Source organism: Caloranaerobacter ferrireducens (genome assembly GCF_001730685.1).
Lineage (GTDB): Bacteria > Bacillota > Clostridia > Tissierellales > Thermohalobacteraceae > Caloranaerobacter > Caloranaerobacter ferrireducens.
Window position 1 is genome coordinate 152,021 of the sequence record NZ_MDJR01000002.1, and the last position, 18,380, is coordinate 170,400.

17 protein-coding genes are annotated in these 18,380 nt (G+C 29.8%); 16 read left to right on the plus strand and 1 reads right to left on the minus strand.

What is annotated here, in order from left to right:
- The first annotated feature begins 63 nt into the window (after nucleotides 1-63).
- Entirely contained in the window at nucleotides 64-2,364 is a 2,301-nt protein-coding gene (gene helD / locus BFN48_RS05385) for an RNA polymerase recycling motor HelD (protein ID WP_069649879.1), read from the plus strand.
- A 54-nt stretch (nucleotides 2,365-2,418) separates the two neighbouring features.
- Here helD and BFN48_RS05390 read toward each other — a convergent pair whose 3' ends face one another.
- A complete protein-coding gene (locus BFN48_RS05390; protein ID WP_069649880.1) occupies nucleotides 2,419-3,582 on the minus strand; it encodes an MFS transporter in 1,164 nt (387 codons plus the stop codon).
- 195 nt (nucleotides 3,583-3,777) lie between these two features.
- Here BFN48_RS05390 and BFN48_RS05395 point away from each other — a divergent pair, with 195 nt between their 5' ends.
- The 15 genes from BFN48_RS05395 to BFN48_RS05460 all read left to right on the plus strand — a co-directional run bounded on the left by BFN48_RS05395 (nucleotide 3,778) and on the right by BFN48_RS05460 (nucleotide 18,366).
- On the plus strand, nucleotides 3,778-5,517 hold the full coding sequence (locus BFN48_RS05395; protein ID WP_069649881.1) for an ABC transporter ATP-binding protein: 1,740 nt from the start codon (nucleotides 3,778-3,780) through the stop codon (nucleotides 5,515-5,517).
- A 118-nt stretch (nucleotides 5,518-5,635) separates the two neighbouring features.
- Nucleotides 5,636-5,746 carry an RCKP-type rubredoxin-like domain-containing protein gene (locus tag BFN48_RS12865; protein WP_341419197.1) on the plus strand — a complete coding sequence of 37 codons (111 nt, stop codon included), beginning with the start codon at nucleotides 5,636-5,638 and terminating at the stop codon, nucleotides 5,744-5,746.
- A 104-nt stretch (nucleotides 5,747-5,850) separates the two neighbouring features.
- A complete protein-coding gene (locus BFN48_RS05400) occupies nucleotides 5,851-6,267 on the plus strand; it encodes a bacteriohemerythrin (protein WP_069649882.1) in 417 nt (138 codons plus the stop codon).
- 154 nt (nucleotides 6,268-6,421) lie between these two features.
- Nucleotides 6,422-6,949: an RNA polymerase sigma factor SigY gene (sigY, locus tag BFN48_RS05405; protein ID WP_069649883.1), complete on the plus strand. Its 528-nt coding sequence runs from the start codon at nucleotides 6,422-6,424 to the stop codon at nucleotides 6,947-6,949.
- The gene (locus BFN48_RS05410; RefSeq protein ID WP_069649884.1) at nucleotides 6,950-7,369 is read left to right on the plus strand and encodes a hypothetical protein; all 420 of its coding nucleotides are present in this window, start codon (nucleotides 6,950-6,952) and stop codon (nucleotides 7,367-7,369) included.
- Nucleotides 7,362-7,634, plus strand: a complete 273-nt coding sequence (locus BFN48_RS12405) for a zinc-ribbon domain-containing protein (RefSeq protein WP_069649885.1) — start codon at nucleotides 7,362-7,364, stop codon at nucleotides 7,632-7,634. Before BFN48_RS05410 ends, BFN48_RS12405 begins: the two co-directional genes overlap by 8 nt.
- Before the next feature lie 127 nt (nucleotides 7,635-7,761).
- Nucleotides 7,762-7,965 carry a PLDc N-terminal domain-containing protein gene (locus BFN48_RS05420; protein ID WP_069649886.1) on the plus strand — a complete coding sequence of 68 codons (204 nt, stop codon included), beginning with the start codon at nucleotides 7,762-7,764 and terminating at the stop codon, nucleotides 7,963-7,965.
- A gap of 4 nt (nucleotides 7,966-7,969) precedes the next feature.
- Nucleotides 7,970-8,908, plus strand: coding sequence for an ABC transporter ATP-binding protein (locus BFN48_RS05425; protein WP_069649887.1), 939 nt, complete (start codon nucleotides 7,970-7,972; stop codon nucleotides 8,906-8,908).
- Complete coding sequence (locus BFN48_RS05430) at nucleotides 8,883-9,647, plus strand: hypothetical protein (protein WP_069649888.1); 765 nt, start codon at nucleotides 8,883-8,885, stop codon at nucleotides 9,645-9,647. The genes BFN48_RS05425 and BFN48_RS05430 overlap by 26 nt, the downstream gene beginning before the upstream one ends.
- Before the next feature lie 147 nt (nucleotides 9,648-9,794).
- Nucleotides 9,795-10,082, plus strand: coding sequence for an ABC transporter permease (locus BFN48_RS05435; RefSeq protein WP_278287310.1), 288 nt, complete (start codon nucleotides 9,795-9,797; stop codon nucleotides 10,080-10,082).
- Nucleotides 10,083-10,209: 127 nt separating this feature from the next.
- Entirely contained in the window at nucleotides 10,210-11,943 is a 1,734-nt protein-coding gene (locus tag BFN48_RS05440) for a glycoside hydrolase family 13 protein (RefSeq protein WP_069649890.1), read from the plus strand.
- Between the two features lie 349 nt (nucleotides 11,944-12,292).
- Nucleotides 12,293-14,428, plus strand: coding sequence for an alpha-amylase family glycosyl hydrolase (locus tag BFN48_RS05445; protein WP_069649891.1), 2,136 nt, complete (start codon nucleotides 12,293-12,295; stop codon nucleotides 14,426-14,428).
- A 357-nt stretch (nucleotides 14,429-14,785) separates the two neighbouring features.
- Nucleotides 14,786-16,063, plus strand: coding sequence for a maltose ABC transporter substrate-binding protein (locus tag BFN48_RS05450; RefSeq protein WP_069649892.1), 1,278 nt, complete (start codon nucleotides 14,786-14,788; stop codon nucleotides 16,061-16,063).
- A 132-nt stretch (nucleotides 16,064-16,195) separates the two neighbouring features.
- A complete protein-coding gene (locus tag BFN48_RS05455; protein ID WP_069649893.1) occupies nucleotides 16,196-17,476 on the plus strand; it encodes a sugar ABC transporter permease in 1,281 nt (426 codons plus the stop codon).
- Nucleotides 17,476-18,366, plus strand: a complete 891-nt coding sequence (locus BFN48_RS05460; protein ID WP_069649894.1) for a sugar ABC transporter permease — start codon at nucleotides 17,476-17,478, stop codon at nucleotides 18,364-18,366. The genes BFN48_RS05455 and BFN48_RS05460 overlap by 1 nt, the downstream gene beginning before the upstream one ends.
- Nucleotides 18,367-18,380: the final 14 nt, after the last annotated feature.

An 18,380-nucleotide genomic window follows, 5' to 3' on the forward strand; every position in this document is an offset into this window, starting at 1 on the left:
TATTTTTTTACTGTTTTCATATAAAATTACTTTACTGCACTTTACGGAGATGGGAGGGATAATATGTTAGCAAACAAGCATCCAGATTATGAGAAAGAAAATAAATATTTAAATACTACCTGTGATTGCATATCTGATGAGATAATGCATTTAGAAAAAGAAATTAAAAAGATGGATGAATCGATTAATAAGCTGAAAAAATCGATTGGTGGTAATTATAGTGATGAAATGGTAGTAAAAACTACGATACAAGATGCTAATAGAAGGAAATATAGGCAATTGATAAGAGCTCAGCATAAACCATACTTTGGACGGATTGATTTTAGAGAATTAGGTAAGGACGAATTCGAAACTTTTTATATAGGCAAAACTAGTGTTGTAAGAAGGGGAGATGAAAAAAGATTAGTAGTTGACTGGAGAGCACCGATAGCTAGTCTTTATTACAGTGGGGAACTAGGAGATGTGATGTATACAGCACCAGATGGTCTAATAATCGGAGAATTAGAGTTAAAGAGACAATATGAAATTGAAAATAAAAAGCTTATAAATATCTTTGATAAGGGACTTACTCCAATGGATGAATTTTTGCAACAGGCGTTATGGCAAAAAAAGGACAATAGGCTGAAGGATATAGTTACGACTATACAGAGTGAACAGAATGACATAATAAGAGCTGATAAAGATGTAACCTTGATAGTACAAGGGGTTGCGGGTAGTGGTAAGACTACAATAGTTTTACATAGGATTGCCTACCTTATGTATACCTATCAGGATGTATTTACTCCAGAAAATATCTTAATTATCGTTCCTAACAATCTATTTTTAGACTACATTTCAGATGTACTTCCAGATTTGGGTGTTGAAGAAATAAATCAGGCTACTTATGAGGATTTAGCAATGAAATTGCTTAACAAGAGATATAATTTGAAATCGGTTGAAGATAAGCTTATTAAATTAATAGAAAATAGTGGCAGAAATGAGGAATACTACGAAAATATTAAATATACATCTTGGTTTAAAGGCTCTATGATGTTTAAGAAGATTTTAGATAAATATATAAGAGACATGACTAAAGGTTTCGTTCCTGAAGTAAGTCTTAAGGTTTTAGATTATGAGATTTACTCATACGAAGAAGTAAAAGAAATGTTTGATAAGGACTTTAGCTATTTACCTATCATACCTAGAGTAGAAAGAATAAAAAAATATATAAAAGCTAATATAGATGAAAGAATAGAGAAAATTACAGAAAGTATTAATGAAGATTATGAAAAATTAGCAAATATGATAAAGAAATCGGATTTAAGTGAAGAAGAAATAAGACAAGAGCTTATCAAGATATATGATGAAAGGGATAAAAAAATAAATGAAATTAAAAAAGCTGTTCAAAGCTCTATAAATAAATACTTTTCTATATGGCAAAAAATTGATATAGATGAGCTGTATAAAAGTATTATTACAGATTTTGATGTAATGAAGAAGTATTCTAATGGAAAAATAGAGGACGAAAAACTTGAGTTTATAATTAATTACTGCAAAGAAATTTTTGAAAATGATGAAATAGAAAGAGAAGATTTACCAGCTATATTGTATCTGAAAATGAAACTGCTAGGTTTAGAATTAAAGGGTAAATTTAGTCACATTATAGTAGACGAAGCACAGGATTACAGCCAGTTACAGATGTATATTTTAAGGAAGTTAAATATAGGGGATTCTTTTACAATAGTAGGAGATTTATCTCAGGGAATACATTCATATAAAGGAATCGACAGCTGGCGTGATTTAATAAAAGAAGTATTTGATGAAGATTTAACTAAATATTTAACAATAAGGAAGTGCTACCGTTCTACTATGGAGATTATGAATTTTGCTAATGAAGTAATAAAAAATTGGAAAAAGGAAGATATTACTTTAGCAGAGCCAGTTTTAAGATCAGGAGATAAACCTTATATAATAAGAAAGAATAGTGAAGATGAAATTATTGAAGATATAGCGAAAAGAGTAGAAGGACTAAAAGATAAGGGGTATAAGTCAATAGCAGTAATATGTAAGACAAATAAGGAAAGTAAGGAAGTTTTTGAAAGTCTTAAAAAATATAAAATTACAGATTTACATTTGATTACTGATAAAGATATTACTTATGAAAGCGGTGTGGTTGTAATTCCAACATATTTAGCTAAAGGATTAGAATTTGATGCAGTTTTTGTTCATGATTGTTCAGAAAAATCTTATCCAAATAATGAGATTCATATAAAGCTTTTATATGTTTCAATAACAAGACCTCTGCATGAACTGTATATATATTATAAAGACAAACCATCAGCATTAATTGAAAATATATCTGAAGAATTCTGCAATAAAGAATAAAAAAGATTTAATAGTAAACAGAGAACAGAAATCATAGACTCTGTTCTCTGTTATTTATTTTATATTAAAATTTTTATCCTTTGATACATCGATAAGTAAGATTATAGAAAGTATGTTGCTTATAGTTCCAATACCTATAACTAACTTATATCCACCTAATTCAAATAGTGATGGACCAATAATAGTAAGCAATAATGCACATACAGAAATAACAAAATATAATAGTGTCATAAATACAGTTCGTCTATTTGGATATATTTCAGAGCATATAGCTTGAAATGCTGACCAGCCGCCATCTAGTCCTAATGCATAAAGAAAGGTTAATGGAATAACCAGGTATATTGATTTAATGTAAGGCAGTGGTGCTAAAACTAAAGTCATTAAAATAAAGCTTAATATGCCGTATTTCATTTTTCCTATTTTATCGCTTAGTATGGCTGCTATAGTAACTCCTATTACAGTTCCCAAAGCAGTTAAGGTAAAAACATAACCAATGTAGGATTGATTTAAGTTGAAATTATGCTTTAACCAAATAGAAAGATAACTAAACATAAATATTGGTGCAAGAATTAGTAAAAATTGAATTATTAAAAATTTAATAGTTATAGGTTTTTTAGTGATAGAAATAACTTCTTTGAAATTAAGATCAGAAGAACATGAAATATGTTCATCATGGTCTTTAGGTAGTTTTATAGATATAAACAATATCATAATAGATAATATAGAAACAGACCAATATAGATAATGTATGTTGAAATATTTAACCATATTAGTGCTGTATATTGGGCTTAAAAGAATAGCAATAGCAAATGCAATTCTTAAAATACCAGCACCTTTTCCTCTATTTTCGTAAGGAATAAAGTCACTTATGTATGAAAGTAAAGTTGTAGTCAAAGTAATATTACCTATTCCTATTAACATTCTACCTAAACCAAATATTACAGGGGATGGTGACCATCCAGTTATAACTGTACCTGATAAAAAAGTTAGTATTGCAAATACAATAGCATTCTTTTTACCATATTTATCTGCTGCCATACCGAATAACGGTGAAAACAGACCTATTGTTGAGAAACCTAAGTTAAGGTATATTACGCTACTTTCCCTAATACTAAAGTAATCTGCGAGATAAGGGACAATAGGGCTAATAAAGCTCGATTCAAAAGATATAACAAATTGTATAAAAAATACTACGAGTAGTGTTAAATATAAATTCAAAATACCACCCCCAAAATATTTATTAAGACTATTATCTTTTAAACTTATCTAAAAGTAAAGGCTTAAATTAATATTCAGAAATTTTAGTATTTTGCATTTAATTTGATTGACATACAGAAATTAATATTCTATAATACTTGAAAACCCTTAACGAATGCCGAACGACCAATGACGATAATTGATAGGAGGGGGAGCATGATTAAAAAATTTATTTCTTACTATAGACCTCATATGAAATTATTTATCTTAGATATGGTGTGTGCTTTTTTTATTGCGATTTTAGACCTAGTATTCCCTATGATGACAAGACAAATAATTAATGACATAATACCAAACGGTAAGATACGGACGCTATATATTTTTACAATAGTATTAGTAGTTTTGTATGTTTTTAGAGCTATTTTTAATTATGTAGTTGATTATTGGGGGCATGTGGTTGGTACTAGAATGGAACATGACATGAGAAGAGATTTATTTGCTCATCTTCAAACATTAGATATAAGTTTTTTTGATAATACAAAGACAGGATACATAATGTCTAGAATTGTAAATGATTTAAATGAAATATCGGAATTGGCTCATCATGGACCTGAAGATTTATTTTTATCAATAATAATGCTTTTAGGTTCTTTCATTATACTTATGACTATAGATTGGAGACTTACATTAATAATATTTATTTTCGTACCTGCTATGATATGGTTTGCTATTACAAAGAGAAAGAAAATGACAGAGTCATTTAGAAATGTAAGGAAAAAGATAGCTAATGTAAATGCTCAGTTGGAAAACAGTATTTCAGGGATAAGAGTCGCAAAATCTTTTACAAATGAAGAATATGAAATGGAAAAATTCAGTATAGGCAATAGAGAATTTAAGGAATCGAGAGAGTTTGCTTTCAAATCTATGGCTGAATTTTTTACAGGTATACATTTTCTATTGAATATGTTGAACGTTGTAGTTGTGAGTGTTGGAGGGATATTTTTATACAATAAGATAATTAATACTGGAGATTTATTTGCATACCTTCTTTATGTAAATTTCTTTATGCAGCCTATCAGAAGGCTTACTCAATTCACTCAGCAATATCAAGCAGGTATGACTGGTTTTGAGAGGTTTATGGAAATTTTGAGTATAAAGCCAAATATTGTTGATAAAGAAGGAGCTATTGATCTAGATAATGTTAAAGGTAAAATTGAGCTAAAAAATATTTCGTTTAGCTACAATGACAAAAAGGATAAAGTTTTATCAGATATTAATTTAACTATTGAAGCTGGTAAGACATTAGCACTAGTTGGGCCTTCAGGAGCAGGTAAGACTACTTTATGTCATTTAATACCTAGATTTTATGAAGTTGATTCAGGAGAAATTTTATTAGACGGAATTAATATTAAAGATATTTCAATTAAATCTTTAAGACGAAATATAGGATTAGTTCAGCAGAATGTGTTTCTATTTACAGGTACTATAAAGGAAAATATTTTATACGGTAGACCAGATGCTAGTTTTGAAGAAGTAGTTGAAGCTGCTAAAAATGCTAATATTCATGATTTTATCATGAGTTTGCCAAATGGATATGATACATATATAGGTGAAAAGGGTATAAAACTTTCAGGAGGTCAAAAACAAAGAATATCAATAGCTAGAGTATTTTTGAAAAATCCACCTATACTTATTCTTGATGAGGCAACATCTGCATTAGACAACGAAACAGAGATTATTATTCAAAAAGCTTTAGAAAGGTTGTCAAAAGACAGAACAACTCTTGTTATTGCACATAGGTTGTCTACTGTAAAAAATGCAGATGAGATTGTAGTATTAACTGATAAAGGGATTCAGGAAAGAGGAAAGCATGAAGAGTTAATCAAGAAAGACGGTCTGTATGCTAGACTTTATAAGGCTCAATTTAAAGGTTTTATACCAGATGAGGTTGCTTAGAATATTTAATGTTTAAAAGAAAAAATCTCGGGTATTTAATTAAAAGATTTGTACATTAATAAGTAGATTATTATGATCATTGTTTAGAGTATGGAGAATAGAGGAAAGGGGGATAAAAATGGCTGTTTGGAAATGTACAGTTTGTGGGGAAACTAAAGAAGGCAGATGCAGACCTAAAACTTGTCTAAAATGTGGTGCGCCTAAAGAAAAGTTTGAAAAAGAGAAGTAAAACAGTCTGAAGCGGCGTTTGCCGCTTTTTGTACTAGGCTGATAAAGAAATAATACATATAGATAACTTATGATAATTTTCTTGAAAAGAAGGTGTTGGTTTAGATGTTTAAATGGAAAGAAGAATTTTCAACTAAAGTAAATATTTTTGATGAAGAACATAAGAAACTTTTTGAAATAGGCAACAGATTATATGATTTGATTAAGCTAGATGATGAAATAGATAGATATGATGATATTATGGAAGTTATGTCTGAAATGGCAGAATATGCAAAGTATCATTTCAAACATGAAGAAGAGCTTATGCAAAAATATGGCTATCCACCAAGAGAGTTTTTTAAGCATATATCAGAACATAAAGCTTTTTTCATGGAAGTGGAGAAGGTTATGTCTAAAGATATTGATGAGGAACAAAAAGAAATATCTATGCATTTAGTTACATTTTTGGTCGACTGGATATCAAATCACATATTAAAAACAGATATGAAGTATGCTGAGTTTTTTGCTAGTAAAGGTATCTAAAGTCAGAAGTATTTGCAGTTTATCATCACTAAAATTAATAGAAATAAATGGAAAATAGCTCGGTATGAGCTATTTTTTTCATAGATTTTGTTCTAATATATATGAACTTTTTGCTTAGATATACGTTATATAATTGAGAGGAAGGGGGGTATTTGTGGAGGAAAGGAAACTAGTAATATTAGCTAAGAAAGGTGATAAGAAAGCATTAGAACAGTTACTTAAGAACAACTATTCTGTGCTGAAGGGTTACCTACTTAAATTAACATTAGATGAATCATTAGCGGACGATATAACACAGGAGACCATGCTAAAAGTAATTTTGAATATAAAAAAATATAAATTGAAAGGTAAATTTTCAACTTGGCTTATTACTATAGCTACTAATGTTTATAGAGATATATTAAGGAAGAATAAGAAAGTAATATATAGAGGGGAACAAATGAGAGCAGTTGATGTAATGAGTTTAGAAGAATCTGTTATAGTTAAAACAGATTTTGATAGATTAAAGCTGTTACTAAAAGAGCTTCCTGAAGAAAAACGAATGGTGTTTATTTTAAAACATTATTATGGATATAGCTATGATGAGATTGCTCAGATTATGAAATGCTCACCTGGTACTGTTCGTTCAAGACTGCATTATTGTATTGAAAAAATCAGACATCAGATGAAGGGAGGAAGATAGATGTCTGAAAAATGTATTAAATATCAGCAAGATTTAGTAGACATATTTTATAAAGAAAAGGAGTTATATGACGAATTGAGATTACATCTTAATAATTGCGAGAAATGCAGTAAATATTGGGAAGAGTTAGAACATATAAAATTAGGATTAAAAGATATTGATATAATACCTGTAGATTATATGCAGATATCTAAAGCTTTTGAACAAGCAGATAATATTAAAGAAAGAAGAAAAAATATAAAAAGTTTAATTGTATTTATTATTTTTAGTTCTATTATAATGAGTATTATAACTTTATTTGCAATAAAAGGTTATTTGAGTGAGATACTATACTTTCAAATGACTACTTATATGATAATTCCGCTATTACTTCCTATAATTATTAGGAAAAGGTATATCAGGGAGGGGTACAATGATTGAAGTAAGTAGGACTAATCTATTGATGTGGATATTAATTGCAATATTACTGTTAATACAAGCAAGCTGGATATTTTATGATGCATCTAGAAGAGGAGAAAACAAGTGGCTCTGGGGTCTTTTTGGTTTATTAAATATACCAAGTAGTTTAATAGTTTATTTGTTAGTAACAAGATTAATATTAAAGAGTAAAAAGTGTAAAGAATGTGGAAAAAGAATAGTGAGAAACTCTATTTATTGTCCTTATTGTGGAAATAAAGTTGTATGAAAGCTGGCTTTTAAAGCCGGTTTTTTGTTTTAAAAAATAATATTTATATTGAACTTTTTTAACACTTATTCGTTTAATTAATGAAGTGACAAATAAAATAATAAAGAAAAAAGAAAGGGGAATAGTTATGTTTGAAAATCTGACAACATTAGAAATTTTAAAATTGTTTGCACCGATTATTATTGCAGATTTAGGATTAAAGATTTTCTGTGTAATTAAAATTGTTAGAGAAGGGGTAAGAAATTTATCAAAATTTATATGGATTTTAATAGTTATATTTATTAACATATTTGGGCCAGTTTCTTTCTTGCTATTTGGGAGAAGGAGGTAGTTTAATGATTATAGTAAGGAATTTGTTTAAAAGCTATGGTGTTCACGAAGTTCTTAAAGGTATTAATTTTGAAGTAAAAGAAGGAGAAATTTATGGATTCTTAGGTCGTAATGGAGCAGGGAAATCAACTACTATGAATATACTCGCAGGACTGCTTAATTATGATGCGGGAGAAGTAGAAATTAGTGGTATGGATATGAAAAAATATAGAAATGAAATAATGAGAAAGATAGGATATTTGCCTGAAGAACCAAGGTTTTATAATTATATGAATGCTAGAGAGTATTTAAATTTTATTGGAGAAATATGCGGTTATGATAAAGCAATTATAAAAAATAGGACAGAAGAACTATTAGAGTTAGTAAAGCTTAAAGATGCAGCAAAAAGAAGGATTAAAGGATATTCAAGGGGGATGCGTCAAAGATTAGGAATAGCTGTAGCAGTTTATAATCATCCAAAAGTTCTTTTTTTAGATGAGCCAGCATCTGCATTAGATCCTGAAGGTCGTAAAGATATGTTAGATATAATAAAAAATTTAAAAGAAATGAATATAACAGTGTTTATTTCTACACATATTTTAAATGATGTTGAGAGGGTATGTGATAAAATTGGGATTTTGAATGAAGGCAAAATAGCTCTTGAAGCTGAACTTGATATTTTGATGAAGAAATATATCTTGCCAGTATTTGATATACAATTTGAAAAATCATGTATAGATTTGCGTAATAAGCTTTTAAGTTATAAATGGATTAGTGATGTAATTGTAGATGAAAACAGGATGACTGTATATGTACATGATAGTAATATAGCTAAAAGGGGTTTATTAAAAATAATAGCAGAAACAGATTGTTCTGTTTTATCTTATAGTATAAGAAAAAATAATTTAGAAGATATATTTATGAGGGTGGTGAAGAAGAATGAAGACTTTTCAAGCGTATCTTAAGAAAGAAATATTTGAAGGAGTCCGAAACTATAAATATATTGTTCTTACTGTTGGTTTTATTTTTTTTGCTGTACTAGACCCTCTAATACTTAAAATTCTTCCTGTTATTTTAAAAAATCAGATACCAATTGATTTGAGCCAAGTAATGAAAATAACACAGAAAAGTGCTATGCAGAATTATATGAAAGATTTGTTTCAGATATCTAATATAGTTCTAGCTTTAACTATAATGGGAACTTTAGCAGAAGAAGTTAAAGGTAAAACATTAGTTTTTCCTTATTCGAAAGGTGTTTCTAGTTTAGGAATAGTGTTAGCAAAGACTGTTCATTATACTGCAGTTGTAATGTTTTTAGTTTTTGCAGGATTTATAATTAATCACTATTATTCTGAAATATTATTTACTGATGAGCCAGTGACATTTTTTCAAATTTTGAAAGTTACATTGATGTTTTCTATTTATTATATGTTTAATATTTCGCTTATTATATTTATGAGTAGCATTTTTAAAAGTGGAATTGGAGCAGGATTATCAGCTTTGATATTAATATTTTTTATGCCGTTATTATCTAATATAACTTTTATAAATGAGTATTTGCCTTACTATTTATTACAAAAAGCCAAAGAAATAGATTTTATTTTTAATTCTTCTATTTGGGTCAATATATTTTGTACTCTAATGTATGTTATAGTATTAAATTTAGCAGCGTCTTATAGAATGAAGAAAGTTAAAGTTATATAAATTTTAACAGTAAAAGAGGAGATTTTTAGTTTTTATAGAATTAAAAATTAATTTTAACGAAATATATAAAGTAATTCTGTGCATGATTGAAGATTTTGTTAAAAAGGGCGGATAGGGGGAGCATGATGACATTTTTCAAAAGCATCTATATTGGGTGGAAGTATGATAGCAGCTTATATTATCGGGCTTTTGCAGCTTTTTATATTAATTTTTGGAGGTAAGTATTTATTTAATGTCGAATGGGGGGAAATTTCAGGGATAATATTAATTGCATTATTATATGTATTTGCAATTACATCTTTAGGACTGTTTTTATCAGGTGTAGTCAAAACACATGCTCAACTATCAGCTATTACACCTATAATACTTACTAGTACTGCAATGCTAGGCGGATGTATGAGGCCTTTAGATAATGAAAAAACTCGCTATTTATAGCGGGGTTTAATATTGTGATAAGGTTATATTGACACTGGAGTAGCGAAGTGATATAATGATAATGCAAACGGTTGCACGAATTTCGACAATTTTTACTCTATAATAAGTTTCTGCTAAGAGGTGAAATATGAATTTACAAGCAATCTATCACAAGCCAAAAAGTAATTTTTGTTATGCATACGATGAAAACGTTATCCATATAAGGTTAAGAGCTGCAAAAGGAGATATAAAGAAGGCTGTCTTGATATATGGAGACAAGTATCAGTGGGATAAAAGACAGGAGTTAGTCATGGAACTAACAGGCTCTGATGACCTTTATGATTATTTTACAGCAGAGGTTAGTCCTAAAAATAAAAGACTAGCATATTATTTCAAAATAGAAGGAGACGAGGGTGAATTTTATTTTACTGAATGGGGACTTATAAAAGATATTGATGAAAAAGAAGTGTATCTACATTTTTTCCAATATCCATATATGAATAAAGAAGATATTCATAAAGTACCAGAATGGGTTAAAGACACAGTATTCTATCAAATATTCCCTGAAAGATTTTTTAATGGTGATACATCAAATGACCCAGAAAATTTAACAAAGTGGGGAGAGTTACCTACTTCAAATAGTTTTTATGGTGGAGACTTGAGGGGAATTATTGAAAAGCTTGATTATTTAGAGGAATTAGGTATTAATGGTATCTATCTTACTCCAATATTTGAATCACCGACTAATCATAAATACGATACTAAGGATTATTTTAAAATAGACCCTCATTTTGGGGATTTGCAGACTTTGAAGGAACTAGTATCTAAATGCCATGAAAGAGGCATTAGAGTCATTTTAGATGCAGTGTTCAATCATTGTGGTTATTTCTTTGAGCCATTTCAGGATGTTATTGAAAAAGGTAAAGAATCACCTTACTATGATTGGTTTCATATACGCAAATGGCCAATAGAAATTGACCCTCCAAGTTATGATACATTTGCTTTTGTATATCATATGCCCAAACTAAATACAGATAATCCAGAAGTAAGAGAGTATTTATTGAAAGTTGCTAGGTATTGGATTGAGGAAGCAGACATTGATGGTTGGAGACTGGATGTTTCTGATGAAGTGAGTCATGCGTTTTGGAGAGAGTTTAGAAAGACTGTGAAAGAGGCTAAAGAGGATGCTTATATAGTAGGGGAGCTTTGGCTTGATGCTTATCCTTGGTTAAAAGGTGATCAGTTTGATGCAGTAATGAATTATCCTGTTATGAGAGCTTTGCTTAAGTATTTTGCCTATGAAAATATTTCAGATAGCCAGTTTAAAGAATTAATTAATAAAATTAGAATGCGAAATACTGAGCAAGTTAATGAAGCTATGCTTAATTTAATAGAAAGCCACGACACTTCAAGATTTTTAACGGAGTGTAATAAAGATACAAACAAATTGATGATGGCAGCTACATTTTTATTAACTTATGTTGGGACACCTTGTATATATTATGGAACTGAAATTGGTATGGAAGGTGGACATGATCCTGATTGCAGAAGAACAATGGATTGGAATAAAGAAAATTGGAACTTGGAACTATTTAATTACTATAAAAAACTAATCAAATTGAGAAAACAGTACAAAGCGTTAAGAAGAGGAAATTTTAAATGGATTGATAATATAGAAGAAATAATAGGATTTATTAGGGAGTATGAAAATGAAAAAATATTTATTTTAATTAATAATCATAATTATGATAAAAAAGTAATATTAGATACTAAGGGCATGTACATTGATGGTTTAACAGGTGATATTTTTAAATCAGATAAAGATTTACATGTTAATGTACCTAAGCATTCAGCTAGAATTCTTATTTCCTCAGAAGATTAAGAATAGTTTGACATATTAAGCAGATACTATATAACAATGCAAACGGTTGCAAAACGACTTTGCAAAATAAATTATTTATTTTTTTATTCAAAAACAAAAATCTAATTAGTATATTAATAAAAATCAATAATAGCATAATTTCTAATTCTGAAATATGCAATATATAAACTTATTTATGATTATTCTTCTATAAATTAAGAATAATAGGATTACGCTATGTAAAAAAATGTATTAATGAATTTTTAAATACTAAATCTGTTTTTTGAATTATAACTTATATTGATTAAATATTAATTTAAAAAAGAAAGGAGAATTAAGTATTTATGGGGTAAAAACGTTTTATTACAAGATGGCTTTATTTTTGACATTAATGACTATGTTAGTTATTTCAATTATTTCATACGAACAAGCATACGCAATAGATGATTTTAGTTTTAAAACTGATGTGATTTACCAGATTATAGTTGATCGATTTTATGATGGAGATCCATCTAATAACAATCCTTTTGAATCGCCTGGATTGTACGATTCTAGTAGGACTAAGTGGAAAATGTATTGGGGGGGAGATTTGCAAGGTATAATTCAAAAAATTCCTTATTTAAAAGAATTAGGTGTTACAACACTTTGGATTTCTCCAGTTAACGATAATCTAAATACTTTTGCAACTAGTTATAATACAGGATATCATGGATACTGGACACGTGATTTTATGCGTATTGAAGAACATTTCGGTACGTGGGAAACTTTTGAGCAATTAGTTGCTATAGCGCACCAAAATGGGATGAAAGTAATAGTAGATTTTGTACCTAATCATACTACGCCTATTAAGCTAAATGATCCGAGTTTTGCTGAAGGTGGTGCTATATATAATAATGGAGTATATATGGGGAATTACTTTGATGATAGTGATAAGGGCTATTTTCGTCATAATGGAGATATCCAAAATTGGGATGATCGTTATGAGGCTCAGTATATGAATTTCACAGATCCTGAGGGATTTTCATTGAGCGACTTATCACAAGAGAATGAAACTATTGCATGTTATTTGATTGATGCAGCAAAAAAATTCCTTGAGTTCGGAGTTGATGGGATTCGTATAGATGCGGTGAAACATTTTAACCAGGGATTTCAGAAGAATCTTGCTGACGAATTATATGCGAATAAAGGAGTATTTCTAGTTAGTGAGTGGTACGGTGATACAGGCAGTGGTACAACACATGATGAAAAAGTACGCTATGCCAATGAGAGTGGCATTACAATTTTGGATTTCGACTTAAATACTGCTATCAGAAATGTTTTTGGCTATAATCATAGTATGTATGAGCTTAATGAAGCATTAAGCCGTACAGATTCCGAATATAAATATAAAGAAAATCTTGTTACTTTCATAGATAATCATGATATGCCACGTTTTCTATCTATAAATGGTGATTATAATCGATTACATCAAGCCCTTGCTTTTATTCTTACTAACCGAGGTATTCCAACAATTTACTATGGAACTGAGCAGTATTTGTATAACAATACAAGTGGTGGATATGATCCTTATAATAGACCGATGATGGATTCTTTTGATACGACATCGAATGCTTTTCGTATAATTAAGACATTATCTCAACTTCGCAAGGATAATCCAGCTGTGTCTTATGGTACGACACGTGAGCGCTGGATTAATGATGAAGTCTTTATTTATGAACGTCAGTTTTTTGATGATGTAGTATTAGTAGCGATTAATAAATCCACATCACCAGTAACGATTAGTGGTTTGTATACGAGCTTACCTGCTGGAAGTTATGATGATATATTAAATGGGTTACAGAATGGGAATTCTATTGTGGTAAAAGATGGTGATAGTGATAGGTTAGTAGAAACATTTATATTAAATGGCGAATCAGTTAGTGTATGGAGTTTCAAGAAAGGAACAATTTCTTCACCACAGATAGGTTCAGTAGATCCTATTATGGGACGTAGTGGTAATAAGGTTACTATTTGGGGTCAAGGGTTCGGCTCTATTGCTGGAAAGGTATATGTAGGAACAGTAGAAGCAACGGTTAGTAGTTGGTCTGATACTAAGATTGTTTTTACGGTACCGAGTTGTGATGCTGGTATTCAATCGATTAAAGTTGTAAATGCCTCTGGCAAGTCGAGTAACACATATGATTATCAAATACTCTCTGGTGATCAGGCAGCTGTTGTGTTCAAAGTAAAGAATGCACCAAATACTCAATGGGGGGAAGCAATTTACTTGGTAGGAAACATTTATGAACTTGGAAATTGGGATACATCTAAAGCAATAGGACCTATGTTATGTCCAGAATATCCTGATTGGTTTTATGTGGTGAGTGTACCTAAAGGTAAACTTATAGAGTTTAAGTTTATTAAAAAAAATTTAGATGGTAGTATTACGTGGGAAAGTGGATTTAACCATATTGAGACTACTCCTGTAAGTGAAACAGGTGATATTATAGTAAATTGGCAATATTGATAAATTGGTTATTATATATTAACTTCTGATGCAATGCACATATGGATTTGATAAAGTTCATACGTTTTTCTTAACCTATATCTATTGATTAGATTTAGGTGTTACAACAATTAGAATATAATATTAAATATTAAGGGCATGTACATTGATGGTTTAACAGGTGGTATTTTTAAATCAGATAAAGCTTTACACGTTAATGTACCTAAGCATTCAGCTAGAATTCTTATTTCCTCAGAAGATTAAAAATAGTTTGACATATTTGTGAAAAAGGTTTATAATTAAATTGTGCAAACGGTTGCAGAGATTAGCAACCATAAAACTAACATAATTATTCATATTCAAAGAAGGGGGATTTACATGAAAAAATTTCTAAGCTTCTTACTTATTGCTGTACTAGTGTTTTCACTAGTAGGATGTGGCGCTAAAGAAGAGCCAGTACAAAATAATAATCAAAATGAGACAAGCCAAGAGAATTCTTCAAAAGAATTAACTCCTGAGCCAGGTGCGAAATTAGTTGTTTGGGATAGTCCTGGTGTAGAACAAGAGTTTATGAAGGAGATAGCAGCTAAATTTACAGAGAAATATGGTGTACCAGTTACAGTAGAGGAAGTTGACCATACTAAAGCAAAAGAAAGGTTATTGCAAGATGGACCAGCTGGTATAGGAGCAGATGTATTTGGTGCTCCACATGATCATACAGGTGAATTAGTTATGGCTGGTTTAGTATTGCCAAACGCTTTTGCAGATAGAATAAATAAAGAAATGTTAAAATCAGCAGTTGATGCTGTTTCATTTGATGGTGTAGTATATGGTTATCCAAGAGCAATAGAGACTTATGCTTTATATTATAACAAAGACATTTTCCCAGAGCCACCAAAGTCTTATAATGAAATTATTGAATTTGGGAAGAAATTTACTAATGTGAATGAAAATAAGTATGCTCTTATGTGGGATGTTGACAACGCTTATTTCTCTCAAGCATTTTTAGCTGGTGGCGGCGGATATGTATTTGGTAATGGTGGAACTAATAAGAATGATGTAGGTATAGATTCAGAGGGTGCTATCAAAGGTGTAAAAGAAATGATGAAACTAAAAGAAATCTTACCAATTCCTGCTGGTGATGCTGATTATCAACCTATGATGGGATTATTTAAGGAAGGAAAGATTGGAGCTATAATAAATGGACCTTGGGCATTAGCAGAAATTAGGGAATCAGGTATAAATTATGGTATAGCTAAATTACCTAAACTTACAGATGGTAGCAAGTCTGTTCCATTTTCAGGCGTTAGAGCGTTATTTGTAAGTGCATATACTAAATATCCAAATGCTGCTCAATTATTTGCTAATTTCTATACTACAGAAGAAAACTTAATTAGAAGATATGAAGTTACAGGTCAAATTCCTACTACTAAGGCTGCAGCTAATAGTGATATTATTAAAAATGATCCAGATGCAGCAGCATTTTTAGCTCAAGCAGCAGATGCAATACCAATGCCTTCTATTCCACAAATAGGCTTATTCTGGGAACCAATGGGAGCTGCTTATGGAGCGATATGGAATGAAGAAGTTTCAGTAGAAGAAGGACTTAAGAATGCTGCTGAAACAATAAGAAACGCAATTGCTGAGCAAGAATAGAATTTAGGTTGTTAATAAATTTAGTCACTTGCATGTTTGCAAGTGACTAAATTTCCTTATAGCACTAAAACATCTTTTGAACTGTTATAGAATATGTAAAATTAACTAGCAATATCAATAAGGAGGGGAAAGATGAAGAAGTCTAAAAAGGCTGCTATTTATTCTGCACTATTTATGGGTGCAGGGCAGTTATATAATAGAGATTGGATTAAAGCGATATTTTTTGCAATGATTGAAATAGTTACTTTGCTTAATATCTTTAATGGAGTTGTATATCATTCAATTTGGGGTCTAATTACTTTAGGTGAAACTAGAGGTATAAATGGTGATCATTCTATTAATCTTATGTTAAATGGTATATTAACATTGATTTTATTAATTGTAGTAGGTTTAATTTATATCTATAATATCAGAGATGCTAAACATGTAAGGGAAAAAATAGAGAAAGGTATTAATCCATTTAAACCTAGTGAATATCTTAAATATATTTGGAATAATTATTTCCCACATATTTTATTAGCACCTTCTGCTGCTTTAATACTATTTTTTACTTTTTTACCGATTTTGTTTACAATATTGATTGCTTTTACTAATTATTCAGGTCCATATCATTTACCTCCAGGTAATTTAGTAGATTGGATAGGATTTAAAAATTTTATTAAATTATTTAAAATGGAAGAGTGGTCAGGTACTATTTGGGCTGTTGGTATTTGGACTATTCTTTGGGCTATTATTACAACAGCTTTGAATTATTTTGCTGGATTAGGACTAGCATTATTGACTAATGCTAAAGGAGTTAAATTCAAAAAGTTTTGGAGATCATTATTTATTTTGCCTTATGCAATACCTGCATTTATTTCGTTACTTATATTTAGATTAGTTTTTATGGGACCAGGTCCTGTTAATACTGTATTATTAAATACAGGGGTTATAAGTGAAAAAATTCCTTTTTTAACAGATCATATGTTAGCTAAAATTATGGTTATATTAGTTTACTGCTGGACAGGTGCACCTTATTGGATGGCTTTAATGTCTGGAGTTTTAACTAATATAGATAAATCTTTATATGAAGCTGCAGATATAGATGGAGCAACAAAGTGGCAGCAATTTTATAAAATAACTGTTCCTATGGTACTTTTTCAAACAGCTCCATTGTTAATTATGACTTTTGCTCATAACTTTAATAACTTTGGTATGATTTATCTTTTAACCAGTGGTAATCCAGTTAATGCTAACTATAAATATGCAGGTTCAACAGATATTTTGATATCTTGGATTTATAAAATGACTTTAGAAAAGAGACAATTCGGCATGGCTGCTGCGGTTACATTACTATTGTTTATATTCGTTGCAAGTATTGCAATATATAGCTTTAGGAGAACTAAATCCTTCAAAGAGGAGGACATGATATAATGGAAAGTGTAAAATATGAAAATTCTAATATTAAACCAAAACTACCTAATAAGAGAAAAAATAGTTCAAGAAAACTAATTAGATATTTTTTACTATATTCATTATTGTTATTAATAGCTTTTTTAGTACTTTCACCAGTAATATGGATAGTAGGTTCTTCTTTTAATCCTGGTACTAGTATTTTCAGTTCTACATTGATACCTAAGAATCCTACTGTAAAACATTATATTAAATTATTTACAGAAACAGATTACCCTATTTGGTTTATGAATACGTTAAAGATTGCTACAATAAATATGATTGTTTCTTTAGTTATTACAACTTTATCAGCTTTTGCTTTTTCTCGTTTTAGATTTAGAGGTAGAAAACAAGGTATGATGGTTATATTAATATTACAGATGTTTCCATCTATTTTAGCTATGACAGCTATATATGCATTATTAACCAAGCTTAATTTAATAAATACTCATATGGGGTTAATTATAGTTTATGCAACAGGACAGATACCTTTTAATACTTGGCTGGTAAAGGGTTATTTAGATGCTATTCCTCGAAGTTTAGATGAAGCAGCTAAAATTGATGGAGCTACAAATCTAGCTATATTAACTAAAATTATTTTACCATTAGCAAAACCAATTTTAGTTTTTGTGGCATTACAGAATTTTATTGGCCCTTGGTTTGATTTTATATTTCCACAGTTAATATTAAGAAGTGCAGACAAGAAAACACTTGCAATGGGTTTATTTGCTTGGATTGCTGAAAGACAGCAAAATCATTATACACTTTTTGCAGCAGGTGCAATTCTTGTAGCTGTACCTATTACAATATTGTATACTTATTTCCAAAAACATATAGTAGAAGGACTTTCAGCAGGTGCTACAAAAGGGTAATATAATATTAGGAA

Coding starts and splice junctions, on each gene's coding strand:
- helD (WP_069649879.1), top strand. CDS start 64: ATGTTAGCAAACAAGCATCCAGATTATGAGAAAGAAAATAAATATTTA.
- BFN48_RS05395 (WP_069649881.1), top strand. CDS start 3,778: ATGATTAAAAAATTTATTTCTTACTATAGACCTCATATGAAATTATTT.
- BFN48_RS12865 (WP_341419197.1), top strand. CDS start 5,636: ATGGCTGTTTGGAAATGTACAGTTTGTGGGGAAACTAAAGAAGGCAGA.
- BFN48_RS05400 (WP_069649882.1), top strand. CDS start 5,851: ATGTTTAAATGGAAAGAAGAATTTTCAACTAAAGTAAATATTTTTGAT.
- BFN48_RS05410 (WP_069649884.1), top strand. CDS start 6,950: ATGTCTGAAAAATGTATTAAATATCAGCAAGATTTAGTAGACATATTT.
- BFN48_RS12405 (WP_069649885.1), top strand. CDS start 7,362: ATGATTGAAGTAAGTAGGACTAATCTATTGATGTGGATATTAATTGCA.
- BFN48_RS05420 (WP_069649886.1), top strand. CDS start 7,762: ATGTTTGAAAATCTGACAACATTAGAAATTTTAAAATTGTTTGCACCG.
- BFN48_RS05425 (WP_069649887.1), top strand. CDS start 7,970: ATGATTATAGTAAGGAATTTGTTTAAAAGCTATGGTGTTCACGAAGTT.
- BFN48_RS05430 (WP_069649888.1), top strand. CDS start 8,883: ATGAAGACTTTTCAAGCGTATCTTAAGAAAGAAATATTTGAAGGAGTC.
- BFN48_RS05440 (WP_069649890.1), top strand. CDS start 10,210: ATGAATTTACAAGCAATCTATCACAAGCCAAAAAGTAATTTTTGTTAT.
- BFN48_RS05445 (WP_069649891.1), top strand. CDS start 12,293: ATGGCTTTATTTTTGACATTAATGACTATGTTAGTTATTTCAATTATT.
- BFN48_RS05450 (WP_069649892.1), top strand. CDS start 14,786: ATGAAAAAATTTCTAAGCTTCTTACTTATTGCTGTACTAGTGTTTTCA.
- BFN48_RS05455 (WP_069649893.1), top strand. CDS start 16,196: ATGAAGAAGTCTAAAAAGGCTGCTATTTATTCTGCACTATTTATGGGT.
- BFN48_RS05460 (WP_069649894.1), top strand. CDS start 17,476: ATGGAAAGTGTAAAATATGAAAATTCTAATATTAAACCAAAACTACCT.